24 protein-coding genes are annotated in these 25,518 nt (G+C 59.7%); 5 read left to right on the plus strand and 19 right to left on the minus strand.

Translation table 11 applies throughout. The features are described 5' to 3' along the window. The first annotated feature begins 32 nt into the window (after positions 1-32). The gene (locus BUA38_RS00705; protein ID WP_072815936.1) at positions 33-941 is read left to right on the plus strand and encodes a LysR family transcriptional regulator; all 909 of its coding nucleotides are present in this window, start codon (positions 33-35) and stop codon (positions 939-941) included. A 247-nt stretch (positions 942-1,188) separates the two neighbouring features. Then, positions 1,189-1,392 carry a hypothetical protein gene (locus BUA38_RS36405; RefSeq protein WP_156898346.1) on the plus strand — a complete coding sequence of 68 codons (204 nt, stop codon included), beginning with the start codon at positions 1,189-1,191 and terminating at the stop codon, positions 1,390-1,392. Positions 1,393-1,578: 186 nt separating this feature from the next. On the opposite strand, the gene BUA38_RS00710 is transcribed toward BUA38_RS36405, so the two are convergent. Next, complete coding sequence (locus BUA38_RS00710) at positions 1,579-2,847, minus strand: serine hydrolase domain-containing protein (RefSeq protein WP_244553165.1); 1,269 nt, start codon at positions 2,845-2,847, stop codon at positions 1,579-1,581. A 356-nt stretch (positions 2,848-3,203) separates the two neighbouring features. On the opposite strand from BUA38_RS00710, the gene BUA38_RS00715 reads away from it, so the two are divergent. Further along, positions 3,204-3,701: a lipocalin-like domain-containing protein gene (locus BUA38_RS00715; RefSeq protein WP_072815940.1), complete on the plus strand. Its 498-nt coding sequence runs from the start codon at positions 3,204-3,206 to the stop codon at positions 3,699-3,701. A 216-nt stretch (positions 3,702-3,917) separates the two neighbouring features. On the opposite strand, the gene BUA38_RS00720 is transcribed toward BUA38_RS00715, so the two are convergent. Further along, positions 3,918-5,021, minus strand: a complete 1,104-nt coding sequence (locus tag BUA38_RS00720) for a hypothetical protein (RefSeq protein WP_244553166.1) — start codon at positions 5,019-5,021, stop codon at positions 3,918-3,920. A 770-nt stretch (positions 5,022-5,791) separates the two neighbouring features. On the opposite strand from BUA38_RS00720, the gene BUA38_RS00725 reads away from it, so the two are divergent. Beyond that, positions 5,792-7,738, plus strand: a complete 1,947-nt coding sequence (locus BUA38_RS00725; RefSeq protein WP_072815945.1) for a PQQ-binding-like beta-propeller repeat protein — start codon at positions 5,792-5,794, stop codon at positions 7,736-7,738. Positions 7,739-7,779: 41 nt separating this feature from the next. Here BUA38_RS00725 and BUA38_RS00730 read toward each other — a convergent pair whose 3' ends face one another. The 10 genes from BUA38_RS00730 to BUA38_RS00775 all read right to left on the minus strand — a co-directional run bounded on the left by BUA38_RS00730 (position 7,780) and on the right by BUA38_RS00775 (position 16,159). Continuing rightward, a complete protein-coding gene (locus BUA38_RS00730) occupies positions 7,780-7,992 on the minus strand; it encodes a hypothetical protein (RefSeq protein ID WP_072815947.1) in 213 nt (70 codons plus the stop codon). 138 nt (positions 7,993-8,130) lie between these two features. After that, a complete protein-coding gene (locus tag BUA38_RS00735) occupies positions 8,131-8,334 on the minus strand; it encodes a cold-shock protein (protein ID WP_072815950.1) in 204 nt (67 codons plus the stop codon). Between the two features lie 197 nt (positions 8,335-8,531). Further along, positions 8,532-9,449, minus strand: coding sequence for a glutamate cyclase domain-containing protein (locus BUA38_RS00740; protein WP_072815952.1), 918 nt, complete (start codon positions 9,447-9,449; stop codon positions 8,532-8,534). A gap of 147 nt (positions 9,450-9,596) precedes the next feature. Then, a complete protein-coding gene (locus tag BUA38_RS00745; protein WP_172805958.1) occupies positions 9,597-10,451 on the minus strand; it encodes a substrate-binding periplasmic protein in 855 nt (284 codons plus the stop codon). 55 nt (positions 10,452-10,506) lie between these two features. After that, positions 10,507-11,184, minus strand: coding sequence for an amino acid ABC transporter permease (locus BUA38_RS00750; protein WP_072815956.1), 678 nt, complete (start codon positions 11,182-11,184; stop codon positions 10,507-10,509). Positions 11,185-11,193: 9 nt separating this feature from the next. Then, positions 11,194-11,895, minus strand: a complete 702-nt coding sequence (locus BUA38_RS00755; RefSeq protein WP_072815959.1) for an amino acid ABC transporter permease — start codon at positions 11,893-11,895, stop codon at positions 11,194-11,196. Positions 11,896-11,900: 5 nt separating this feature from the next. Next, a complete protein-coding gene (locus tag BUA38_RS00760) occupies positions 11,901-12,680 on the minus strand; it encodes an amino acid ABC transporter ATP-binding protein (RefSeq protein WP_276328155.1) in 780 nt (259 codons plus the stop codon). Between the two features lie 186 nt (positions 12,681-12,866). Then, positions 12,867-13,958: an alanine racemase gene (locus BUA38_RS00765; RefSeq protein WP_197685900.1), complete on the minus strand. Its 1,092-nt coding sequence runs from the start codon at positions 13,956-13,958 to the stop codon at positions 12,867-12,869. A gap of 53 nt (positions 13,959-14,011) precedes the next feature. Further along, the gene (locus BUA38_RS00770; RefSeq protein ID WP_083587388.1) at positions 14,012-15,130 is read right to left on the minus strand and encodes an amidohydrolase family protein; all 1,119 of its coding nucleotides are present in this window, start codon (positions 15,128-15,130) and stop codon (positions 14,012-14,014) included. 66 nt (positions 15,131-15,196) lie between these two features. Further along, positions 15,197-16,159 (minus strand): substrate-binding periplasmic protein, encoded by a 963-nt coding sequence (locus BUA38_RS00775; RefSeq protein ID WP_156898347.1) that lies wholly within the window; start codon positions 16,157-16,159, stop codon positions 15,197-15,199. A 394-nt stretch (positions 16,160-16,553) separates the two neighbouring features. Here BUA38_RS00775 and BUA38_RS00785 point away from each other — a divergent pair, with 394 nt between their 5' ends. Then, a complete protein-coding gene (locus tag BUA38_RS00785) occupies positions 16,554-17,555 on the plus strand; it encodes a LysR family transcriptional regulator (RefSeq protein ID WP_072815968.1) in 1,002 nt (333 codons plus the stop codon). Positions 17,556-17,655: 100 nt separating this feature from the next. Here the strand turns inward: BUA38_RS00785 and BUA38_RS00790 are convergent, their stop codons facing one another. The 7 genes from BUA38_RS00790 to BUA38_RS00820 all read right to left on the minus strand — a co-directional run bounded on the left by BUA38_RS00790 (position 17,656) and on the right by BUA38_RS00820 (position 25,514). Further along, on the minus strand, positions 17,656-20,061 hold the full coding sequence (locus BUA38_RS00790) for a glycosyltransferase (RefSeq protein ID WP_172805959.1): 2,406 nt from the start codon (positions 20,059-20,061) through the stop codon (positions 17,656-17,658). A 477-nt stretch (positions 20,062-20,538) separates the two neighbouring features. Beyond that, a complete protein-coding gene (locus BUA38_RS00795) occupies positions 20,539-21,141 on the minus strand; it encodes a VOC family protein (protein ID WP_072815972.1) in 603 nt (200 codons plus the stop codon). 43 nt (positions 21,142-21,184) lie between these two features. Then, positions 21,185-21,904, minus strand: a complete 720-nt coding sequence (locus BUA38_RS00800; protein WP_072815974.1) for an SDR family oxidoreductase — start codon at positions 21,902-21,904, stop codon at positions 21,185-21,187. Continuing rightward, positions 21,901-22,758 carry an ATP-binding cassette domain-containing protein gene (locus tag BUA38_RS00805; RefSeq protein ID WP_072825697.1) on the minus strand — a complete coding sequence of 286 codons (858 nt, stop codon included), beginning with the start codon at positions 22,756-22,758 and terminating at the stop codon, positions 21,901-21,903. Before BUA38_RS00805 ends, BUA38_RS00800 begins: the two co-directional genes overlap by 4 nt. Next, positions 22,755-23,630, minus strand: a complete 876-nt coding sequence (locus BUA38_RS00810; RefSeq protein ID WP_072815976.1) for an ABC transporter ATP-binding protein — start codon at positions 23,628-23,630, stop codon at positions 22,755-22,757. The genes BUA38_RS00805 and BUA38_RS00810 overlap by 4 nt, the downstream gene beginning before the upstream one ends. Continuing rightward, positions 23,627-24,514 carry an ABC transporter permease gene (locus BUA38_RS00815; RefSeq protein ID WP_072815978.1) on the minus strand — a complete coding sequence of 296 codons (888 nt, stop codon included), beginning with the start codon at positions 24,512-24,514 and terminating at the stop codon, positions 23,627-23,629. Before BUA38_RS00815 ends, BUA38_RS00810 begins: the two co-directional genes overlap by 4 nt. Then, on the minus strand, positions 24,507-25,514 hold the full coding sequence (locus BUA38_RS00820; RefSeq protein WP_072815980.1) for an ABC transporter permease: 1,008 nt from the start codon (positions 25,512-25,514) through the stop codon (positions 24,507-24,509). The genes BUA38_RS00815 and BUA38_RS00820 overlap by 8 nt, the downstream gene beginning before the upstream one ends. Positions 25,515-25,518 lie beyond the last annotated feature (4 nt).

Below are 25,518 nucleotides of genomic sequence, written 5' to 3' on the forward strand. Positions count from 1 at the left end.
TATCTAGCAGGAGTGGATAATCGGAGGTACCCATGGACCGGCTGACCAGCCTGACGACGTTTGTCCAGGTTGCTGATAGCGGCGGATTTTCCGCGGCTGCACGCCACCTCAACATGTCGACGACGATGGTAAGCAACCACGTACGGGCTCTCGAAGACCGGCTCGGCGCGCGGCTGCTCAACCGCACGACACGTAAGGTCAGCCTCACCGAAGTCGGCAAGGCCTATTACGAGCAATGTACGCACATCCTTGCCGAACTCGAACATGCAGATGGCATCGCCAGTGCTTCGCAGTCGACGCCGCGGGGCACGCTTCGTGTCTACACGTCCACTCATATGATCCCGTTCATCTCGCCCGCGGTGTCCGAATTTCTAGCTTCGTACTCCGAGGTCAAGGTCGACGTGGTCATGGGCGAACGGGCCGTCGACTTGATCGACGAGCGGTATGACGTGATGATTCAACTCGCGCCGCCGCCCGATTCAAACCTGATCGTACGCAGCCTCGCCACGTGGCGTCATGTGTTGTGCTGCTCGCCTGCCTATCGCGAAAAGTACGGATCGCCGCAGCAACTGTCCGAACTCGCTGACCACAATTGCGTTAAGCACGTGCATTATCCATTTCAGGACGGATGGCATTTTATCGACCGCGATGGCGCGCCCGCCGTCGCATCGGTCTCAGGCAACCTGCTCACCAACAGCGGCGAGATGCTGCGGCTGGCGGCGCTTGACGGCGCTGGCATCAGTCTGGCGGCGGGCTTTCTTGTTGCCGGCGACCTCGAAACGGGTCGACTTGTTCGTCTGCTTCCTGACTACCGGCCAGTGCAATTGGCGGTCAGCGCGGTCTATCCGCATCGCCATCATCTGTCGGCAAAAGTCCGCAGATTTATCGACGCCCTCGTCGACAGCAGTGCCAGGCAACAGAGGCTGATCAATCCCTGGTGAGCAAACGGGCGTACGCGCCGCTTCGATCGGACGAAGCTCCGCTCATCAAGAGGATTCGAATGGATACATCACGCCGCCGTGCAATCGCCCGTATTGCGTTTGACATCAGCGTGATTATCCGGTCCCGATGGATGGTCCTCCCCTAATCCCACCAATAATCAAATCGCGCGCCTGTCCCTATCTCGAAAATGCGCAGAGAAGCCAAGGCAATCGCCTGATGGCAAAGCGCCTACGATAGGAGACTGAAATGCGAAAGATCATTCTGACCGTTCTCGCCACTTCTTTGATTGCAGCGTCGACTGTCCAGATGGCAGCAGCCGCCGAGCGGCATGCTCGTCACGCGCACCACGACAGCTTTCGTGGAGCCTATAACCAGCTGAGCACTCCCTCAAACGCGAATACGGGATACAATTGGAGAGACGACGCGAAGGTCGAGCCTGCCGGCAACTGAGTGCCATACACACTCGAAGCGGTACAGCTCTCAGACGCGCTAGCGTGCACGCCGCCGGCGTCCCAGCAAAGGATTTGCTGGCGCGGCGGCGGTGCCGTCGTTCACGGCGCTTGGTCCAACGGCCTGCATCGGCCGTCATAACTATTTGGCGATCAGTTTGAATTCCTTAAGCGTTATGGACATTTTTCATGTTGGTCCAAGCACGCGATAAACTCCGTGTTCGAATTGCCGATAGGCCTTAAGAGCTTGCCGATCGGCGAAGGGGAGAATCTGCATCATGATCACACCGGCGATACGCATCGCCGGGTCGATCCAGTAATATGTATTGAACAGACCGGCCCATGTGAGGCTGCCTGCTTTGCGTCCGCCGGGGACCGGAGCGACATTGATCATGTGTCCAAGCCCCCATCGCAGCCGAACACCCGGAAAAAAATCGACGTCATTCGATAGCGCCGGGTTTGTCGTCTTGAGGATCCCTGCTTCAAGGTTGCCGATCTGATTTTCAGACATCAGGGCAACGGTCTCCGGCCGAAGGATACTTCTCTCGCCGAGACTTCCGCCATTCAACAACGCCTGCAGCAAGGTCAAATAATCCGGCGCTGTGGAATAGATGCCACCTCCTCCGGAAAACACTTTCGGAACATCCGGCTTTTCCAAACTTTGGGGGAGAAGTTTTCCATGCGCGTCCCTCACGTGCAACAGGGCCTGACGCGCGCGCTGTTCCCCCGTGAGCGAGAAGCCTGTGTCGATCATGCCTAGCGGTCCGGTGATGTGATCGCTGAAGTAGCGATCTAGGCTCTGTCCGCCTGCGATTTCCACCATCCGACCGACCCGGTCGAGACTGCCGCCATAGGCCCACCTGGAACCAGGTTCGAACATCAGCGGCATGCGCGGCAACGCCGGATTGCTGCGGGCGACCTTGAGATAGCGAACGACATTCGGATCCCAAAGCAGATAACTGAACCCGGACGTGTGCGTCAGCAGGTTGCGCAGCGTAATGGGCTTTTGCGCTGGGCGCAGTTGCGGAATCCCCTCCGCATCGAAACCGGCGAGAACCTGGGCCGATCCGAGTGTCGGATCGATATTGCCGGCCGGTTCGTCAAGCTTCAGCTTGCCGCGCTCCACGAGTTGTAGCGCGGCGACCGACGTCAGCAGTTTTACCATCGAGGCGATGCGGAAGATCGTGTCGTTCGACATACGTGACGCCGTAACCGTGTCGCGGAAGCCGAACGCTCCTTCATAGATCACCGATTGTTGGTTCGCGGCCATCGCGACTACGCCGGGTATTTCTCGGGCGCTGACTCTTGCCTGTAATTCTCTGTCGATTTCCTCACTGCGGGCCGACTTGGTTAGAGGCGCGGCGATGCCCGTCAAAGGTGCGGCCAGACTCATACTGGCCGATGCAAGAGCCGCCGTCCGCAAAAGTGCTTCGCGTCGGGTGATTGACCCTGTCATTTGCGCCTTCCGATGAGGGTTTGGTCCTTGGCGCGGATGGCACGCCACTGTGAAACAGCGTTTTTGCACCGCAATGTGAACCTGCTCACATCTGTTTGTAGCGAAATGAGATCCTGTATTTGATCAAACAACGGGGTTCGATCATGCAGTCACGTTACGAATTCGTTTCCCTGGATTTTCCTTCGCAGTCACCGTTACCGGTCCTAGGATATTCACGACACTCTTCATCGGCTAAGTAGACATACCGACAAGCCCTCGAGATTTTTCTGCTCTACGCCCGCTAAGCATTTCGACAAAAAGGTTTCGACGCGCGTTGCATCCTAAGAAGGCTCACCAATTTTCGGGAGGAGACACGCATGAAAAATAGCATCGTTGCCATCCTTACTGCAGCAGCTATCTGGGCCGGAACTTGGCCCGCTGCTTCCGCCGAAAACTCCATCGTTGGCACATGGCTGCTTACGAGCTTCTCAATGACCTTTTTGGATACGAAGGAGACCAGCCACCCATACGGTGACCACCCGACGGGATATATCCAATATACTCCCGGCGGGCATATGGTCATGTTTCTTACCGCTGGTGAATTAAAACCCCCCGCGGCCGGAAGTTACACTGATGCGGAGCGAGCGGACGTTCACAGGGCGATTGTTGGCGCATATGCCGGGACCTATGTCGCCGAGGGAAACAAGGTGAGTTATCATATCCTCACTTCTTGGCGACCAGAATGGATTGGTCGCGAGCAAATTCGCTACTTCGAGATCAAGGAGAAAACCCTGACGATCACAACACCTCCGATCATATTCTCGCGAACGGGGCAAACCATTGCGGCAACCCTGACATTTGACAGGGTAGAGTGAGCCGCTGTGGGTCATTTTCGGCGGTCGGCGCTCAACTGCCAAGGTCTGCTTACCCCCATAAGCCGCCCTACTCGGCGCGAGACGGCTGGTCCGCCCGCTTGGGTCGTTAGCGGAAGCACGCTTCTCGAACATAAGCTGTCCGCGACGAGCACGTCCCAGACTGCGCTTATCGCACGCGTCGCAATGTAAGCCCAATGCGGCGTAGTCTCTTCACGACTAAGTACAATTTCGGTTTCCAGCGTCAGGAACCGCCAAAAAAGTAATCGTCGCTGGCGCGAACCTTATCGAACCGGCGTTCGCCGGCACGCCCGCAAGCTTGGGCAGCTGATCCGACCCCTCCACCGCTAATGCCGCGCCGTTCAGGCGCACCGCAACGTCCTGCAAGGTTCCGGCATCCAACGTGAACCGCATTGAAGAATTCGGCAGGATAAGCTCGTGCGATGTTTGAGGGTCGTTGTTGATGATGAGTAATGCCACGGCGCCCGATATCCGACGCTGACAGTGCGCATAGACGTGCAAGCCGCGCTGGACCGGCAGGCCCGGATCAAGCACAACCGTCCCCATCAATTGCCGCCACAGCAGCGCTGCCCAATAGTTCGGTCTCGGCACTAGCGTCATCTCGTCGAGAAGGCCATAATCACTCGCTACCAGCGTGTTGTGCATCACGACCTGTACGCCTGACCTGGCTAACCGTCCGAGTTGGTCGAGGTATCTAAAGCTATCGAGAAAAGTCGCGCTCCAGCGATCTCCGCCGCACGCAGCTTCCGCCGTCTCGGTAAGCCAGATTGGCTTGCCCGCTGCGGCGCGGTCGCGTAGCGCAGCATAGAACGCGAATGTCTTTTCGGTGCGCGCGAGCCACTCGTCGGACAATGAGATGTCAGCCGTATGCCCGCCGGCGCATCGCTCCGATAGCGCCCCGTAGAAATGATAGGAAACGGCGTCGATGCCAGATGCCGACGCCAGAAAAAACGCGGAATCATCGGGTGAGCGACCCATGGTGCCTGGCCCGAGAATCATGACGTTCGGCGCCGCTTGTCTCATGAAAGCGCGAAACACCTGGAAATCATGCGCGAAGGCGGCTGCGTCGTAGCCGGCAGGCGCGCCACCAATCGCAGGCAGGTCTGGTTCGTTCATGAACTCGGCTGCAACGATACGGCCGCCGGCTTTGCGGGTTGCGGAAATGACTTCCAGGGCCTGATCAGGCTTCCATATTCCTTTCGAGTCGCGCGTGCCTGGGCCGATGGCAAAGGACGTAATGATCGGCGCATCGACCGCCTTCGAAAAGTCAATCACACTGTCCCACCGGTGGCGCGTCAGCACGTTCTTGTATCCCGCGGGTGGGCGCGTCGACGTGACGCCGGATCCGGGGAAGAACGTCGTGTTGGCCCAGGTGCCGCTGACGCGCAGGTAGGCGGGCGACAGAGCGGCGGCGTACTTCCTCAATCGCGCGCTTCCGAGATCGATAGGCGATCGGACCGCAAGCAAATCTCTATTCTTGTGTGGCGTCGACTCCTCGCTGGGGGCGTAGGGCTTCCAAAACGGTCCGCCGGTGACGCTGACCATTTCGATATTGAAGGACTGAAAACGTTCATCGATCGTACCGACAACTGGCATATCCGCGGGAGCGATCGTCGCCTCGTCCGCTGCCAAGCAAGGTCCACATACGGCCAAAAGCGCAATGGCGACGACGGGAGCGCCGAGAATGCAGGCGGAGCCTATCCGGACTGTATACATTGGACGATTCTGGATTGCTTCAGCGTCGCGCGCAACCCCGACGCAAGGCGCAGTCAGAATGGACGCTCCCCATCTAGCTAGTGGTTAGTAGGTTAAAATCGGGGACCTGCAACCATCCCAAATTGCTATTCGAAGCAGCCGTCCTGAATCAGGACGGAATTGTCCACTCACTGATGAGAACCGGATGGCCCCTTTTTCGCGCAAGCTACGCCTACGCACGCGAGGAGATCGAACCCAATGTATTCAGCTATCGGCGCTTGCTTGAGTTGTGTTTTACAAACTAGCATAATGGAGGACGCCCAGCGGAACGCTGCAATACTGCGCGGCCTTCCAACGACCAGAAATTGGAGAACGCTATGCGTGCCGGCTTCGTCGTTGCCCTTACTCTGCTTTTCGCCGTAAGTTCCGCGCACGCCGCCGGGGATGCGGTAGCCGGTAAGGCCGCGTTTGAAAACCAGTGCGCAGCTTGTCACACCACGGTCATCGGTAAGAACGGCTTCGGTCCCTCACTGGCCGGCGTGATCGGTCGCAAATCTGGCACCCTCGCGGGCTACGCGTACACGCCCGCGATGACCCACGCAAACCTGATCTGGGATGCGACTACGCTCGATCAGTTCCTCACCAACTCAACTGCCAAGGTGCCGGGCACATCGATGCCCGTTGAAATCGCCGACGAAACGACGCGTGCCAATGCGATCGCCTATCTGGCCACCCTTGCCGGCCCGCCCGCGGCCGCCGCCGGTGCTGCGGCTCCACCTAAGGCAGCTACGCCACTACCGGCTGGACCGACAAGCGAGGAACTGCTGCACGCTGCGACCGATACCCACGACTGGCTGTATGCCAGTAGGGACTATGCCGGCCAGCGTTTTGTTCCGCTCAACCAGATCACCGCGGCGAACGCTCATGAGTTGCGCGCAGCCTGCATCTATCGTTCGAACACGACTGGCTCGCTACAAGCGAGTCCGCTGGTTTATAAAGGCATTTTGTATTTCACCGTCGACAATGTCACAGTTGCGATCGACGCTTCCACTTGCCGCGAAAAGTGGACGAACACCTGGGAACTTAAAGCGACGCCGTTGTCGAAAGCCAATCGCGGCGTCGCGCTCGCGGACGGCCGCCTGGTGCGCGGCACGCCCGACGGTTTTCTGATCGCGCTCAACATGACCGACGGATCACTCGTCTGGAGCCAGCAGATTGCTGATCCGGCGCACAGCCAGTATCTGTCGATGCCACCGTTGATTTTTGGCGACGCTATTATCTATGGCCCGGCCGGCGCGGATTGGGGCGCAAAAAACTGGATCGGGGCGTTCAAACTCGCCACGGGCGAGCCGATCTGGAAGTTCAACCTGATTCCCGATGCGAACGAGCCGGGCGCGGATAGCTGGAAAGATCCCGCTTCGCGCGAACACGGCGGCGGCAGCGTGTGGACGCCGGTTGCGCTTGATGCGGAAAAGGGCGTGCTTTACGTGCCGGTCGGAAACCCGTCGCCGGATTTCTATGGTCAGGCGCGACCGGGCGATAATTTATACACCAATTCGCTTGTCGCGCTCGACGTAAAGAGCGGCAAACTGCTGTGGTTCCACCAGTTCGGGCCGGGCGACGTCAACGACCGCGATCTTTCGCAGGTGAGCCCGCTGTTCAGTGCGACGGTAAACGGAAACGCGCGCAATCTGGTTACGGTCAGCGGCAAGGATGGCCTGTTGCGCATGCTCGATCGCGATACACACGAGCAACTCTACGAACTGCCGATCACGACGCGCACCGGTTTTGAGGAAAAGCCGTCGCTCGACGGCGCCCACGGCTGCCCCGGCCTGCTTGGCGGCATGGAGTGGAATGGCCCGGCCTACAGCCCCGATACGAAAACGATCTACGTCGCCACCGTCGACTGGTGCGGCACGTTCACCCGACTGCCAGACCTACCGTCCTACACCCAAAACGCGCACTATTACGGCGGCTCGGTCACGCCCGATCCGCGCGATCAGGCACGCGGCTGGCTGCGTGCGATCGATGCGGCGAGCGGCAAAGAGCGTTGGACACAGCAGTGGCCGACGCCGTTGGTCGCCGCCGTCACTGCTACATCGGGCGGCGTGCTGTTCACGGGTGATCTCGACAACAACTTCCTTGCAATCGATGCGGCGACCGGCAAAACACTATACAAATTCAACACGGGTGGATCGGTGGGCGGCGGCGTAATCAGCTATGCGATCGGCGATAAGCAATTTGTCGCGACCACCTCTGGTGTCGTTTCCGGCTTCTTTGGCGGCACCGGCAACGCGACCATCGTGATCTTCTCGCTCCCCTGATAAGCCATGGCTGACTGATTAGCCAACATGGATCATCCGCGTCAACAATCCCTACAGCGCTCAATGCCGGCTTCAATCACGGACAAATCGTCATCGAAAGATCGAATAGCAGGGCTCACGTCGTAGCGCCGTTCCTCGCCGTGCAAGAACAAATTCACTTTCAACCGATGGCGGTGCATCCGCATTTCTTCCAACGCCGCTCGGTTCTTCAACCGCACGTACGCGTCGACGATCGAGTCCATCGCGCTTGACATTTGCACACCCCCAAGCCGCCCAATACTCGACATCCTCGGACGGACTGTTAGCCCACTCAAGCCTGTCGCTTTCACCTACTTCGGCGTGTCGGAACGAAAACCCGTCGGGGTTCAATTCGGCTGGCTCGAAGTGACTAACTAGCCAACTCTTAGATTTTCCGCTGAAGTTTTCCCGCGGTTCTCCGCCTCGTCGTAGCTGACTTTGGCACCCTCATTGAGAGTACTTAGGCCAGCCCGCTCAACGGCTGAAATGTGCACGAATACATCTTTGCCGCCTTTGTCGGGTTGAATAAATCCGTACCCCTTGGTCGCATTGAACCACTTTACTGTGCCTGTCGCCACGTCCGCACTCCCCGGTTTGAAACCGCAACCTTAAATCGGCTGCGGGGAGCGCGGCAATAGAAAAGCCGTAGTGAGACCCGGTGACCATGCGCGAAGCTGGGGATCATGCATCTCGCGCCCTACCGCGCGTCGCGCGGTTTGAAAATTCGGCCAGTTCTCCAATGGCTTTAGTGACGGCCCGCTCCGCCGTCGCCTCGTCAGGCCACGACTGCCGCAATCTCCTCGAGCAGAATCGCATGTTGTTCCCAGGGAATTCTGTCAACGCTCATTTGCGGCCGTCCTGGGCTATCTACCCGGCTGTCATCTACCGCCTGCCCAATCTCGACGGCCGCCGATAGCAGGCGATGATCCATATCTCGATGAAAATGGCGCAGTAACGCGGAGGCTTTCTCCGGTTGCAGGCAGGCCATGGCCGCGAGAAGCCCATAGCCCCCCCAATTCGATACCCCGGCCACGATAAGGTAGTCGGCTGGCGTCGTGGCTGCGATAACTCGGCCGTTGGGTATTTCCGCCTCGACGACGTCCGCGGGCAAAGACCCCATTCCGATCTCATTGCCACCATCGCCAATCCCGATGGTGATCCAGCGCCGCTGCCAGGTCAGATCGTCGAAAAGGAGATGCAGCGGCGCGGTCTCCCCGGACATATCCCATCCATGTTCACGATGAGGTTTGCCATCGGCCGCGGGCGAGACACGCTCGATCGCAATGAGATGCGTGATGGGTCGATCGGCACTTTCAAGAGATTTTCGTAAGCGATACACCGATCTCTCGTTTGTCGCCGCCACCTCCAGGTCAATCTGTTCCGGGACGGCGTTAACCACGGCCCATACCGCCTTTGCGCAGGGAGCGTCCGTGATAACCGTAACCGGTAGACCTGCGCTCGCGAGCCCGGCGGCAAGATGCCCCATTCCTATCAGACCATCCGTCTCCGGCGAAGGTGGGGTCGCATGGTGAATAAAAAAGCCGGTTACGATACCGACGTGGGCATCAGGCGCGTTCAGGATAGATTCCGCCGCCTTTTGAAGATTCCCCTTCATCAATTGCGTCATTCGAGTGATGTCGCGCTTGACCTTGCGACCAACGATAGCCTCGATCCGACTGACCTTCTCATTCATCTTGATAGCGTTGCCCTCTTAAAATTGTTCCGCAACCGGAGCCAAGGAGTTTTGACTAAGTGGCGGCTAGCTGCAGAAGCATAGGGATGACCCGGCTCTTCTTTCAGATAGTAGGTTGTCCTATTGGCATTCCGGCCGCCGATCGACCTAGAGAACTTCGCTGGCATACTCGTCGAAGAGCCGCTGAACTTCGCCGTTCGCCGCAATGAAACCGCACCACGTATCGAGAAAGTTCTTCCAGGCAACATCGCCGTGACGGATCATCCACGTGTTTGGACGCTTATCGAAGGGATTTTTGGCGTCAACGATCACCGCCCATTCCGAATTCCGCTTGGCAAGAGCAAGTGCTTCGGTGTCTCCGACGATACACGCGTTGACACGGCCCGCACGCACGGGTTCGGCGGCCATGGAGTGTTGGCCGGCGACCGCCATGAACTTTGCCTTGGGGAAAAGCGGCGGCATCCGCTGCTCATCGCTTGATCCCCCGTTGACGGCGATCGTCACATCCGCGCTGTTGAGATCCGCCGCGGTCTGGTATTTGCCCGCGTCCGCCTTGCGAATGACCGCCAAGCTCCCCTTTGACCACAGAGGACCGACGTAGTTGCACACGGTAGCGCGCGGCACCGTGTACGTCGCAGATGAACCGAACAGGTCATAGTCGCCCGAACGCAGGCCGATCGTGGAATTGGCGAAAGTTACCTCATGCCAATTCACTGTCATCTCAAGGTCCTTTGCCAGAAGCTCGACAAGTTCCTTGTAGACGCCTTTCAACTCACCGCTTTTCGCATCCTTGTAGAACCACAGGGGGAGCTGGGCATAGCCCACCTCAAGAGCCCCGCCTTTTTTGATCTTGGCCAACACCGACTTTGAATCGATACCGGACTCGAGAAGCTGCGCATGCGCATCTCGCATCATGCTTCCGAGCGCGGCGGCGCCTGCGCCAACCGCAAGCGCACCGGTCAGCAGCGAGCGCTTTGTGATATCTAATCGATGTTGCATCATCATGCTCCTTGAACTTTTGAGATGGAACCGAACCTGGAGAGTTTTGGATCTTGTTCTATCGGATGCTCGCAATTCCGAATTTGGTTTGGAAGTAAACGTAGGCATAATTCGCTATTCTGGAGATCGCGAAGAGAAGCGCGAAATACGTCAGAGCAATCGTGGTGAGAACCTCGATTGGCTCGTACCACTGATTGACGATCTTTAACCCCTGATACATGAGGTCAGGAATCGCGATGATGGAGACCAGCGTTGATGATTTCACGACAACGGCGAGTTGATTCACCACCAGCGGGGCAACCACCAGCCCGACCTGCGGCGCTTCGATCCGGGACACGATCCGCCAACGACTCATCCCAACGGCCAGCGCAGCCTCACGCTGGCCTTTTGGCAGCCCTTCAAATCCAGATCGAAATGTCTCCGCAAGATAACCGCTTGACTGCAACGCGAGCGCGATGACGCCCGCGCCGGTTACTGTTTGTGGAAATCCGAAAACCTCCGGCCACACATAATTGACCCATAACAGTTGCACCAGGATGGGAGTCGCGCGGCAAAATTCGATATACCCGATCGCAACAACTCTCGCATATGGCAATCGCATTCGAAGCAGGCACGCAATCAGGCCCAGCACGATCGCTAGCAAGAACGCCCAAAAACAGACGTATGCCGTGACCCAGAGCCCATCGAGCAGGGCGCCGGCGTTGGTCAGAACGAAACGGTTGAAGTTTTCAATCACGGCAGCCCCTCATGCCCAGCCCCGCCGGCGCCAGCGCTCCGTCAGCCGCTGGAACAATTGGGTCGCAAGAATAATGACGGTACAGTACAGCAGCGCAGCACCCGTATAGAGAGGGACAGGCCTCATCTCCGCGACGCTGATCATCGAGACCTGGTACATGATATCCTGTACCGCTATCAGCGAAACGATCGTTGTTGATTTGAACAACGAGACCAGTTGATTGACGGCCTCGGGAAGCATCCTGCGCACGGCCTGCGGCAATACGATCCGGCGCAGCGTCGTAAACCCCGACATTCCGAGCGAGAGCGCGGATTCCATCTGGCCGTAGGCGACCGAGCGTAATCCGGCGCGCACCGTCTCGGACAGGAACCCGCTGTAGGCAACACCAAGGCCTATGACTGCCGCGACGTGAGGGCTGAGATTGACCTTCGTTCCCAGCGCTGTACCGATAATCAGGGGAAGGACGAAGTAGACCCACACCAGAAGCACGTATTCCGGCGTGTTCCTGAAAAACTCGGCGTAAGCGACGGCCGTCCAGCGAACGGCACCGTAACGACTGAGGCTTGCGATTCCGACGGCGAACGCCAGGAGAATTGCGAGAACCGCACTTTCAGCGAAGATGATGATGTTCTGCAGAAGTCCCGCCAAAAGAACGGCGCGATACTCCCAGAACAGCGCAGGATCAAATACGTTTTGCAGGGCGACAAACACGGCGACTAGCCGAGCGCTGATGATATAAATCGTTGACAGCGCTCGCTGGAAGGAGCGCTGAAGACTTGCGCGGCGGTGCCATCCTCCTCGACCATGCCATCATGGAGAAAAATGATCCGGTCGGAAGCATCGCGCGCGAATCCCATTTCGTGCGTCACAACCAGCATCGTCATTCCCTCTCGTGCCAGACCGCGCATCACTTCCAACACTTCGCCCGTCAGCTCCGGATCGAGCGATGACGTCGCCTCGTCAAACAGCATCACCTTCGGCTGCATGGCGAGCGCACGCGCGATCGCAACTCTCTGTTGCTGGCCGCCCGACAATTTCGCAGGATATTCGTCTTTCTTGTTCAGCAAATTGACCTTAGCCAGAAAGTGCTGCCCGATATCGACCGCTTCCTTGCGCCGCATATGCTTGACTTGAATCAACGCCTCAATCACGTTTCCCAAAACCGTCATATGCGGCCACAGGTTGAATTGCTGAAATACCATGCCGAGCTTCGATCGCATTCTTGCGATATCTCTCGGAGACGCTCCCGATTTCCGCCGGCCGTCGGGCGCGATCGAGGGACCGATAGCTTCTCCATCGACGAAAATATCTCCGGATGTCGGACGCTCCAGATAATTCAGGCAGCGCAGAAAGGTACTCTTTCCAGATCCGCTTGCCCCGATGATGCTGAGCACGGATCCTGCCGACACATCAATCGTGATGCCCCGCAGCACCTCCACGGACCCGAATGACTTGCGTAAATCCTTCACCCGGATAATTGGCCGATCTCCATCCACTCTCCAACTCCTTCAGGGATCCAACACGCGAGGGTCCGCCGAACATGCATTCACTGAAGATGGCAACATAACCTAGCAGGACGAACCCTATCGAGGTGAGTTTTTCTTCCGGCCTCGTTGCGCTCATCTACATTGCGGCACATCGTTCGGAGAAGCGACCTTTTCCATAAGTCGAGGTGGAATTACCTATCTGGCGCTTCCCATCTGGGGGCGGCGTTCCCAGCGCCCGTCAATCGTTTTCACCAGAGCGCTGTCGTAGAGATAGGCCGTGGTGCAGGCGTGCTGCGGGATCAGGAGAACCCGGTCGCCGACCGACAGATTGTCTCCCTCCACAACGGTGTGCTCCTCGTTCATGAGCTGGATGCGGCCATTCCACCGGAAGCGATCGGCCAGCGGCTTGTCCGGGGTGATCGCTTTGCAGCCGGCATCCAGCGTAAGGGTACCGGAGCGAGCCGAGACGACACTCGCCAGCACGAAGGCAGCGGGCTGCCAGCCGAGACGCGCCAACTCGGCATCATGCTGCGCGCTGGAATAGGTCCAACTGCCGGGGGACACATAGGCAGCCACGTCCGCGGGCCAGATGTCGAAGGTGTAGCTGCCGCCCGCGACGACATCGGTCTCGATCCCATCGGATCGCAGCACATCTGCGAGCCTGCGTACCTTCGCACACAGTTCTCGGACCTGCGCTCTGCGCTCGGCATCGGAGCCCTTCACGTGGCCGTCGTAGACGTGCCAGCCAGCGAGGCGCCTGCACGCGTGGATGGCGCGCGCCAGGGGCAGCGCGTCTTCCGACATCGGCATCCCGGTGCGGCCAAGCCCTGGATCGAGATCAACGCGCAGACTTATGTTGCTATCCGCGCCAGTCAGCAGGGTTTCCCAGATTTCGAGAGCGGCGAAGGAGTCGACGATACCGACAAGGGTGGCGCTTCGGTGTTTGCGGGCGAACGATACGAAACGCGCGATATTGGCTCTGCTGGCGGTCGGATAGGCCCAGGTGACATGCGGCGCACCCGCGTCGACAGCCATTTCGACCTCTGCGACCGTCGCCGCCTTGAAGGCGCGGACACCCTGCGACAGCAGTAACTCGACGATCCACGGTGCACGATGTGTTTTGAGGTGCGGCATCAGCCGATGGATGCCGCCGCAGGCTTCCGCTGTCTTCCGCAGGTTGTGCCGGACACGCTCCTCGAAGATGACAAAGGATGGCGTCTCGATGCTGTCGGGCGGCAGTTCCGGCCCTGTGCCCGTCGTTACGGGCTCGATGAGATCGTGCTCCACGTGTGATTTCCTTTATAGGTCGAGGCGCTCGCGGCGGGCTTCGGATGGCATTGTCAGGCGGCGACCGAGCGCTTGCGGTTATCGATGGCAAGCATCGATTGCAGGTTCCCGCCAAGGACCGCGTCCTTCTCGCTGGGACTCAAGAAGCTGCAGTGACGGCGGACGTAGTCCAGGCTCTGGGTGTAAGTGCAGAAGCGTTCGACATTCGGCATGTCAGAACCCCAGATCAGCTTGGACGCACCGAACAGATCGCGCATGCCGCGCACCAGTTGCTGCGCCTGCGGGTAGGGATATTCCCACACGCCGCCCCAGGTGATGGGGAGCATGATCTCGATCAGCAGATGGTCGTGCCGCATGGCGCCGAGCACTTCGTCCGGGAAATCCCAAGCGCCCGATTTGCCGAAGAAGCCGACGGGAGGACCCATGACCAGCACCCAGCGAATGTTGCTGTAGCGGTTCATCAGGCCGTGCAGGCGCACGAGATTCCTGATGTAGCTCACCGCGTCGTAATTGGGGATCGCGGTGATCTCGAAGAACACTGGCAGGCCGGCGGAGTCGATCTTCGACCAGAATGCGTCATAACGGGCATCGTCGAACGTGACGTCGAACCCGTAGCGGGCGAATGCGTCAAGCGCAAAGTACACGCCTTTCAGTCCGAGATCGCGATGGGCGCGGTCAAACTCCGCAAGTCCCGCATCAGTGAAGGCACGCGGCTCATCGACGTTCAACAGGGCCGTAAATTTGTCAGGATACTGGTTCTGCGCGAACGCGTTGTAGTCGTTCATGGCGCCGTAGCCCCACCCGGTTTGCAGGATGCAGTGGTCGACGCCCGCATAGCTCATCTGGGCCAACATCAGCTCCGGTGGCGCCACGATCTGCTGCATCCCGACCGGCATATATTGGCAATGATAGTCCTCGCCGTCGACCGTGAAATCGAGACGACCATAATTGCCTACCCTGAAGTCGACGTCCTTGAGCCCAGCCCACGAATTGTCGCCTTCCCGGAACAGCACCGCCCCCGAGACCTCCTTGCCGTCGTGCGCCCTGAAAACCCGGGCGGAGGTCCGGGTCTGAACCTTCTGGATATATTTACGGTGGATCTCGCTCGACGGATGCCCGCAGGCTCCAGCCCAGTGCTGGAAGACATGCGCGTGGCAATCGATAATCATCATTTCCTCATGCGGTGCAGGTAAGCGGCGCGCTCCCCGTGGTGAAGGCGCGGTCTTGATCCGAAGGGCTCAGGCGAGCTCCGCCAGATACTTGTCGTAGAGACGCTTTACTTCGCCGTTGGCGATGACGTAGGAGGCCCAGAAATCCAGGAAGTTCTTCCACGCGACATCACCATGGCGGATCAGCCAGGTATTGGGACGCTTGTCGAAGGGATGTTCCGGGTCAACGATATGAGCCCAGGCGCCATTGCGCTTTACGAGCGCTATGGCGTCGCTGTCGCCCACGACGTAAGCCGTGGCACGCCTCGCGCGCACAGGCTCCGCAGCCATGACCTGCTGACCGGCGATGGCGATGAACTTGGCCTTGGGGAACATCAGCGGCAGACGCTGTTCCTCGCTCGAGCCTGCGCTCACGGAAAAGGTCACATCCGGACTGTTGAGATCCTCGATCGTCTTGAACTTCTCAGCATCGTCCCTGTGCACGATGGCGTGGCTGCCCTTCACCCAAAGAGGTCCGACGAAGTTGCAGGCGAGTCCGCGCGGGATTGTGTAGACAGCGGAGGATCCGAACAGATCGAAATCGCCCTTTCGCAGGCCCACAGTGGCGTTGGCAAAGGTAACCTCTTGCCAAGCCACCGTCATTTCGAGGTCACGGGCGAGCATGTCGACAAGTTCCTTGTAGATGCCTCGCAGTTCGCCACTCTTGGCGTCCTTGAAGAACCACAGGGGCGTCTGCGCGAATCCTACATTCAGAGAACCGCCCTTCTTGATCTTCGCGAGCACCGAGTCCGGGGGAATTCCATTTTCGAGCAGCTGCGCCTCTGCTTCCCGCGGGGGCGCGACGACAAGCGCCACACCCGCGCCCACGACAGCCGCTCCGGTGAGCAACGACCTCCTGCTGAGGTCGGAGGCTTCCACTTCTTGTCTGTCCTTGATGTCCTTCGTCATTGCCCATTCTCCTCGTTCAGGCAGCGCAGGAACGTGCTCGTCCCCGACCCGCTCGCGCCGGGAAGCGTCGTCGCCCTGCCCCACTCGCACGAATTGTCTTTCAGGACGTGCGAATGTTCGGGCGACTTGCAGAAACACTTATCGTCGGAACTGAGGCTGCGATGTCTGTCTTGCCACGGCCGACAATCGACCAACACAACATTAGAGATTTCAATCTTATCGGCAATGGCGTCGAGGGCCAGCTCGCGCCATCCCGATTCCAAAAGCACTCGTCAGACGCTACTGGCGCCGATTCCATTCATCCTATAAGGGTCAGCTAATGCTATATCTTTCTTGGAATAATTCGCGTCGTCCCGCGTGAAATAGCGCCTGCAGCCTTATCGACGCGCAAGTTGAGAATAGCCAATTTTTGTACTAAGTATTATTTTTAATTATGATAGTGCGCTAGATAGACGGCATCCTGACATGGCCGAGCCACATGAAACCATTTTCTGGATACGACTTACGAACGCTCGAAGTCTTCACGCAGGTTTGCGAACTCCGCAGCATGACGTTAGCAGCCCAGAGGCTGGGTATGACCCAGCCCGCCGTCTCCCAAGCTATCCGACATCTGGAGGATGTATTGGGCGTCCCCCTGGTCGACAGGCGATCTCGCCCATTGACCCTGACCGCCGCCGGCGAATGGCTGACGCGCACCGCAGGCCAGGTTCTGCAGGATGCCAGGCAGATCGCTCTGACCATCCGCCAGTTCGGAGAGGGCCGCGCTCTGCGGCTCAGGATCGGTCTCGTCGACTCTCTATCAGACCCATTCGTGCCAGCGATGATGAGACGGCTGACACCAACGGTCCATTATCTGTCGATCTCGTCCGGGCTCGCACGCACGCTGCGCGCCGGCCTGATCGACCGTAGCCTTGACCTCATCATCACGAATGATCCGTTGGATGACATCGGCGAGGTCCGCAAAATTCCGATTCTGACGGAGCCTTATCTGCTGGTCGTGCCGGCATCGATCAACGCCCAGGACGTCAGCCTCGCCGATCTCGCGTCTGCGATGCCGCTTATTCGTTGGAACGCCCGGTCCCAAACAGGCGCGGACATCGAACGGCAACTTGGGCGTCTCAGGATCGACCTCAGGCGGCAGTTCGAATTCGATTCCGCTCGCACCATTCTCGGAATGGTCGCAGCGGAGCTTGGCTGGGCGATCATGACGCCCCTGTCGATTTTTGAGATGACCCCCGTTCTGAGCAAAGTAAGGCTACTACCGTTTCCGGGGCCGTCGTTTTCGCGAACGATCGTAATCGCCGTCCCGCCAGGCGAAAACGAGACCATTGCCGAGCAAATTGGGCGGGTGTCCGTGAAACTACTGCGGGATCTTTATGTCCCGGAGATCTTGAACGCCCTTCCGTGGCTGGCGTTCGACACGGCTAAGGACGGGAAATCAATTCGTATCGGGAGCAGAAATGATCTGGCTACGCACTAAGCCGCAAGCAAGCCGTCAACAGCCGCCGTTCTTGCGCGATTCGCCGCGGCCAAAAATGGCACCAACAGGCTCAATCCGGGACTGCAGATACCGACCACTCTCAATCGAGCGGATCAGACTTGTATTTTCTGGCTTCGCTAAGGAGCTCCAATCCCGCCACCCCCACTGCCGATAAGAATGGAAGACTCTGGATGATCAAGATCGCACCGAACAAGTCAGTCCCTAAAAGTCGGTAGGTATTGGTCAAAAACACCGTGAGACCACCGGCAACCAGCAACGCGCCAAACACCGCTTCCGGTATCGCCGCAAAGCGCGCGTGAGCGATGCCGCTCCCGCCCTTGCGGGTGCGATGGAAATAGGTTTCTCGCGCTGGAAACGCAGCTCGAAAGGCTGCGCTCGCGACCGTCCATTGGACCGACATGAACACCACCATGGCGCCAAACATCTGCAGGTAAGGAACTGCGACGCGCGTCCGGTATGCGCTGACGAAATGAAGCAGCGATACAAGGAAGGCCGCAATACTCGGCAGCAGCAGAAGCGGATCCGGAATGGCGACCACCTGGAATACGACAAAAGGCATCCAGATCAGATTGAACAGCGCCGCCGCGACGGCAACAATTTCGGACCCGAACCAACTGAGCCAGCCGAACGCGAATTCGCGCTTCTGATCATGGTCGAGCAGGCTGCCGCCTGGTAGGAAGCGCCGCCAATGCTTCTTCACGATCTGCACGGCGCCGGCGGCCCATCGCGCCCGCTGGGTCTTGAAAGCCAGATAGTCTTGCGGCAGCAATCCCCAGCCATAGCGGCGGTTAGTGTAGTGGGCACGCCACCCGAGCTCCAGAATCGTCAACCCGAGGTCGCTGTCTTCGCAAATCGTGTCGCTCGACCAGCCACCGGCGGCGTCCATTGCGGTGCGGCGGATCAGACACATCGTGCCGTGGACGATGATGGCATTCACCTCGTTGCGCTCGACCATGCCGATGTCAAAAAAGCCGGCATATTCCGCGTTCATGGCGGCATGGATCGAACTGCGGCAGCCGTCACGATGATCCTGTGGCGCCTGGATCAATCCGACCTTCGGGTCGGCAAAGCGAGGGACCAGATCCTTGAGCCATTGCGGATCAACCACATAGTCGGCGTCGATGACGCCGATGATCTCGGCGTCAGAAACGGTCTCCGCCAGCGCGACCCGTAGCGCCGCAGCCTTGAATCCCTCGAGATTGAGGACGCAAACAAATTTGAAGCGCGGGCCAAGCTGGCGGCAACGTCTCTCGATCGGTTCCCAGAATGCCGGATCCGGCGTGTTATTGATGACTACCACACACTCAAAATCCGGATAGTCGAGCCGCGCCACCGAGTCGATGGTACGCAACAGCATTTCCGGAGGCTCGCGATAAGCGGGAACGTGAACCGAAACCTTGGGCAAGCGCGCGTTCAGTACCGGGGATGACAAATTCAACAGCCGCGTGGGCTTGCTGCCGAGAGCGACCGCGGTCAGCTCGCGCACCCGGAACAATACGATCGGCGCCAGTAGACCCAGGAGCGGAAGCGCGATCACAAAGGTAATTACCTCGCCATGCAGGAGGTAGTGGTCGTGCCAGTAAATCTGTACGCCCGCGCACCAGTCGCCGACCAAATGATCGGCTCCGGCAAGCACCGCTGCCTGGCTAACGGTCGGTCCCGGAAGTGCTAGAACCGAGAGCGAAAAAAGGGACCCAATGAGGATGGCAACGAAAGCTGCCTTCCAGTAGTCAGCGTCGACAAGCGGTCCTGTCCAGGCAAATTTAGGCCGCAACGATGCGTCGAAGATGCCCCAATATGGACCGACGTTTCCTTCGAAAAGCTTTTCCGGCTGATCGATCGCCTCGACAATATTGTAGTCGATGCCGAGAACGTTGGCCTCCGCAACGAAGTCGCGCAGTAAGCGGGCTTGGCTGAACGGACCCGGGACGGCGCGTTCAAAATTGTGCCCCGCACTTGGCCAGCCAAACTCTCCGATGACAATTTTCTTGCCTGGATAGGCCGCGCGCAGCCTGTCGTGGAGCGCGAACGATCCCTTGACAGCGCTTTTCCTGGAGTAACCTTCCCAATAGGGAATGATATGAGCGAAAACCTGATCGACCGCGTCAACAAGCTCGGGATGGTCAAGAAATGTCTTCCAGTGATCGGCGGTCGCAACCGGCACCGGACTGTCTCGCTTGACGCGGCGGACGATCGCGGCAATTTGAGCCCCGGTATGTTCACGCCGGAAGACTGTTTCATTGCCCACGACCAGCCGGGTGACATTGGAATTGCGTCGCGCCAGGTCCAGAGCCGTCTCGATCTCCCGCTCGTTTCGGGCCTCGTCTTTATCTATCCAGATGCCGAGCGTGACCGCCAGCCCGAGTTCAGCAGCGATCTCCGGAACACGCTCGAGGCCTTTGGTCGAGCCGTAAGTGCGCACAGCCTTTGCCTGTTTGGCGATCGCGGTGAGATCGGCGCGGATCCTGGTCTCGGGTACCTCCAAATTCGCCGAGGAAGATTTGGCAAACCGGTTGTACGAGACGCTCGGTAGCTTCCCGTCAACCGCTGCGGCGGTGGCACGTGGCTCTAACAAACTCCAGAATGCCAAATGAAGGCCTGCCACCAAACAAAGAATGAGGACCACCCCGACAATCGGCAGGTTCTCGTGGCGGCCGCTCGTCGCGCCGATCCACCCTCCTTGGCTGGAACCCTCATCCGACGTCTTCATGGCTCGCCATATTTAACAACGACATGCCTGAACAGAAGGAAGATCGCACCAAATCTCCGGCCTTGGCGGGGATAAAAGAGGCAGCGCGATGAAGACCCAACTTCCAGTCCGATTGCGCCGAAATTTCATTTGGAAGGCATCAAAGCAAACCGGCGAAAGGTCTCCCGCTCGACCTTTGGAGAGCGGCCGTTACATAACCGCCTATCAAGCGAAAAGCTTGGTCCGCCACAAAGGCCAGCGGCCCTGGACGTTCTATTTCATGGGCTCGGTCGTCGACCAGAGCACCGTGCTGGCGTTCTTTTCGTAGGCCATGCCCTTGGGATAGCTGATCAGCTCCATCTGCATTCCCCATGGCGTCAGGAAATACAGAATCGACTGGCCGGCCGCCGGGCCCTCGTTGACCGGAATCGGTCCCTGCATGGTCTTGACGTTTTTCCAACGCAAATACTCCGCCGCCTTCGCGATGTCGTCGACATAGAGTGCGATGTGATGGCCGCCATAGTCGCTGTTCTTGGGCATTGTCGTTGTCTGGTCGGGCGATTTGTATTGGAACAACTCGATGTTCGAGCCATACCCGCAGCGGACCATGCTGATTTCGTCGATGACGGCGCGCGGATTGACGTTGACCGCATCCTGCATGAACGTGCCCTTGTCGTCCATGAACGGCCCGAACGACATCGCATGCGCGCAGCCGAGTACGTCGGTGAAGAAAGCGGTCGCTGCCTTGACGTCGGGCACGGTGATGCCGGTGTGATCGTGGCCGCGCAGGCCGGGAATGGAATCGGCCAAGGCCGGCGCTACGGAGGCGCCGAATGCGAGCGCCGCGGAGACAAGCAGTGATCTTAACCTGGTCATGATCGTTCCCTTTCGTTCGCGACAATTGAATTCGATGGGGGTTTTAGCCGGGCGAAGCGAGTTGCCGTTCGACCCCCTTGGGATCGTGGGCCAGGCCCTGGGCCAGCCCGCGCGCCATCTCGCCGACGTAAATCTCCTCTTCGCCCGCCTCGAAACCGTCGAAGATTTCCCTGGCCGCCTCGGCGGTAGTCATCTTCGGGATGGTCAGCATCGCCGTCATGTGGGTGTCGATGGCGCCGGGCATCGCGGCGACAATGCGCACGCCCTTTGGGGTCAGCTCGCCACGCAGGCCCTGCGTCAGGCTGAGACCGGCCGCCTTGGACGCGCAATAGGAACCCATAAACGGTAAGCTGACCCGCGACAGAATGGTCAGGAGGTTGAGCACCGCGCCCTTGTTCTTGATCAGCACCGGCGCAAAAGCCTTTGTCACTCGTAACGGCGCGAGATAGTTGATCTCGATCTCCTCGCGCGCGATTGCGATATCCGGCGCCGTCATGAACGACGTGTTGTAATTGATGCCGGCATTGTTGATCAGCAACGTGACGTCGCCCGCCATGTCCGCGGCTTTCGCCACCTCCCCGTCGTTGGTGACGTCCATCTTGATCGGTATCAGGTGATCGGATGCCGCGAGACCGGAGAGATCGCGCGCCGCCGCATAGATCTTGGCGGCTCCCCTGGCTTTGAGTTCGGCGATAAGCGCCTGCGCGATCGCGCCGGTGGCGCCGGTGATGAGAACGACGGAACCCTTGATGGTCTCGGTCATGCGGCTGATCCTTGCTGCTGTTGGCTGATAACCGGAGGTGAATCATCGAGCCAACCCGGCTCGACGTCAGGCAATGGAATCGCGGCGAGCAATTGCCGTGTATAGGCATGCTGCGGGGTGTCGAACACACGCGCGACCGGTCCATATTCGACGACCTCGCCATGGTAGAGGATCGCGACATCGTCGCAGAGCACCCGTACCAGCGAGAGGTCATGACTGATGAAAACCATGGTGAGGCCAAGCCGGGCGCGCAATTCCTTCAAAAGCAACAGAATGTGCGCCTGGGTCGAAACGTCGAGGCCCGACACGATCTCGTCGGCGACGATGAAATCCGGCTCGAGCGCGAGCGCCCTGGCGATACCGGCGCGTTGGCGCTGACCGCCAGAGAGTTCGTGCGGATAACGGTCGGCGAACCCGGTCGGCAGGCCGACGAGATCAAGCAGTGCCGCCGCGCGCTCACGCTGGTCTCGTTTTCCCTTCAGCCGCCCGTGCGCGCTCAACGGTCGCGTCAGCGTGGTGCCAAGCCGCAGCCGCGGATTGAGCGAGGATTGCGGGTCCTGGAAAATCATCTGGATGCGCGCGCGCAACGGGCGCAGCTCCGCATCTTTGAGCGCGCCAATCTCGACCCCATCGAACTGGATGCCGCCGGCGGTCGGCTGAAGCAGCCGAACCAGCAGGCGGCCGAGCGTGGTCTTGCCGGAGCCGGATTCACCGACAAGGCCGAGCACCGATCCACGCGGCACCGCGAGATCGACGCCTTTGATCACCTCACGCAGGCCGGCTTTGCGAAACAGGCCATTGTTCTGCGGATACCCAAAACGGAGACCATCGGTGCGAACCAGAATATCGCTCATGCCGGCCCCGCCGTGCCCGACCGGTCGAGCCTGCGCGCCTCCGACCACAATTGCTCGATCAAGGCGGGCGGCACCGGGCGCAACGTCTCTGCCGGCCGGTCGGCCCGTGGCGTCGCCGCCAGCAGCGCCCGCGTATAGGCATGGCGCGGGCGCATCAATACGTCCGCCGTTTCGCCCTCTTCGAGCACGCGGCCCGCATGCAGCACGCTCACGCTGCGGCAGATCTTGGCGACCACGCCGAGGTCATGGGTGATGAACAGCACGGCGCTGCCGTGGCTGCGGCGCAGCCGCTCGACAAGCTGAAGCACCTGACGCTGCACGGTCACATCGAGGGCGGTGGTCGGCTCGTCCGCAATGACAAGCGATGGATCGCACGCAAACGCCATTGCGATCAGCACGCGCTGCCGCATGCCGCCGGAAATCTCGTGGGGATAGAGCGACAGCACCCGCTCCGGCTCCCGGATCGCGACCTCGGTCAGGAGCTCGGTCGCACGGACGACCGCGGCACGCTTCGACAGGCCCAGATGATGCCGCAACAGGCTGCCGATCTGCGCACCGACGCGCTTTACCGGATTGAGCGACGTCATCGGATCCTGCGGAATCAGCGCGATACGGCGCCCGAGAAGGTCGCGCCGCTCCGCCTCACGCATTTGCAGAAGATCGCTGCCCTCGAAAGCGATATGGCCGGATATGATGGTCGCGTTCGCCGGCAAGAGCCCAAGCACCGCGCGGCCCAGCATGGATTTGCCGGCGCCGGATTCACCAACCAGCCCGCGAACTTCGCCCGGTTCAACATCGAGGCTGATCCCGCGCAACACATTGGTGTCGCCAATCGCAACCTTCAGACCTTCGACAGCGAGCGTGGCGGTCATGAGCGTTGCACCGGATCGAGCGCAAGCCGCAGACCGTCGCCGAGCAGGTTGAGGCCGATCACGCTTGCGATGATGCAGCCGATCGGCAACGCCATGATCCAGGGTGCCTGATAGACGATCTGGCGTCCTTCCGCGATCATGCTTCCCCAGGTCGGGGTGTCAACCGCGACTGAGATTCCGACAAAGGACAGGATCACCTCGACGAGGATCGCAATTCCCATCTCGACCGCCAGCAAAGTGACCAGCAGCGGAACCAGGTTGGGCAGGATTTCCAGCCACAGCACCCTGGCGCGGCTCAAGCCGATCGCGCGCGCGGCGGAGGCATAGTCACGCGTCAACTGCACCATGGTTTCGGCACGCACCACGCGGGCAAAGCGGGTCCAGTCGATCACGACAATTGCGACGATGACCGAGGTCAAACCGGCGCCGATCACCGCCGCCAGCACGATCGACAGCAGCACCGGCGGAAACGACATCCAGACGTCGATCAGCCGCGAGATCAACTGATCGACCCAACCGCCAAAACTGCCGGCGAAGAGGCCGAGCGCGACGCCGATCAGGGCCGCGAGCGACGCCGCGATCAGGGCCACCATGACCGCCGTTCGCGCGGAATAGACCAGCCGCGACAGCACGCAGCGGCCAAGGCTGTCGGTGCCGAGGATGTAGGCCGGGTCGCCGCCCTGCATCCACGTCGGCGGCAGTTGCGCCGACAACAGATCCTGTTCGAGCGGATCGTGCGGCGCCATCATCGGTGCAAGCAGCGCGGTCAACACCAACAGCGCCACCAGGGCCGCACCGATCCACAGACGCGCACCGCCGCGCTTCAACCCGGCGATGGTTCGCGAAGGCGGCGTGGCAAACGGCGTGACCGCGATCTCAGCCATGGCGCAGCCTCGGATCGAGCAGTGCCACAACGAGATCAACAAAGAGGTTGAGCGCGATGAACATGACCGCGAACGTCAAAACCAGCCCCTGGATCAGCGGAAAGTCGCGATTGATCACGGCATCGATCGCCATGTTGCCGATGCCCTCGTAGGAGAAGATACGCTCGACCAGCACGGTGCCGCCGAGCAGCAGCGTCACCTGCACGCCGCCGAGCGCAACCGTCGGGATCAGCGCGTTGGGAAAGACTTCGTGGAGCAGGATGGCCGGCCGCGAATAGCCCCGAGCCCGCGCAATCTGGGCGTAGTCCTGGTCCTCGGCCTCAGCCAGCGACGCTTTCAGAAGGCGCGCGATGATCGCCGCGAACGGTAACGCCAGCGCCAGCGCCGGCAGGATCATGTGGTGCAACAGGGCGAAGGCTATATCGAAGCGGCCGGTCAGCAAGCTTTCGATCAGATAAAAGTTGCTGCGAAGATCGATCTCGACCTGCGGATCGATACGGCCGGAGATCGGCAGCCACGGGATCAGCACACCGAACAGAAGCAAGAGGATCAGTGCCCAGAGAAAATCCGGAATCGCAAGCAGCACGCCGACCGCGCCGTCGACGGCCCACTCGGCGCGGCGGCCGCGCGAGAGGATGCCGGCAAGCGCGGTCAACACGCCGATCGAAACAGCAATCAATGCCGCCAGCAGCGAAAGCTCAATCGTGGCCGGCAGACGCGTCAGCATCAGGTCGAGCACGCCCTGGCGTATGCTGATCGATCGGCCGAAATCACCGCTTGCGACCTGGCCGAGCCAGGTCGCGAATTGGTGCACGATCGGCTGGTCGAGGCCATAGAGGGCGCGCAGCCTGACGATGTCGGCTTCCGACGCGCCGGGCGGGATCATCATCGCGATGGGATCGCCGGGCACGACGCGCAGCAGCACGAATACGATGACCGCCACACCGAACAAAGTGGGTGGGACGAGGACGAGTCGCCTGGTGATCTCGCCCCATCGCATCGCT

This window comes from Bradyrhizobium erythrophlei (assembly GCF_900142985.1).
GTDB lineage: Bacteria > Pseudomonadota > Alphaproteobacteria > Rhizobiales > Xanthobacteraceae > Bradyrhizobium > Bradyrhizobium erythrophlei_B.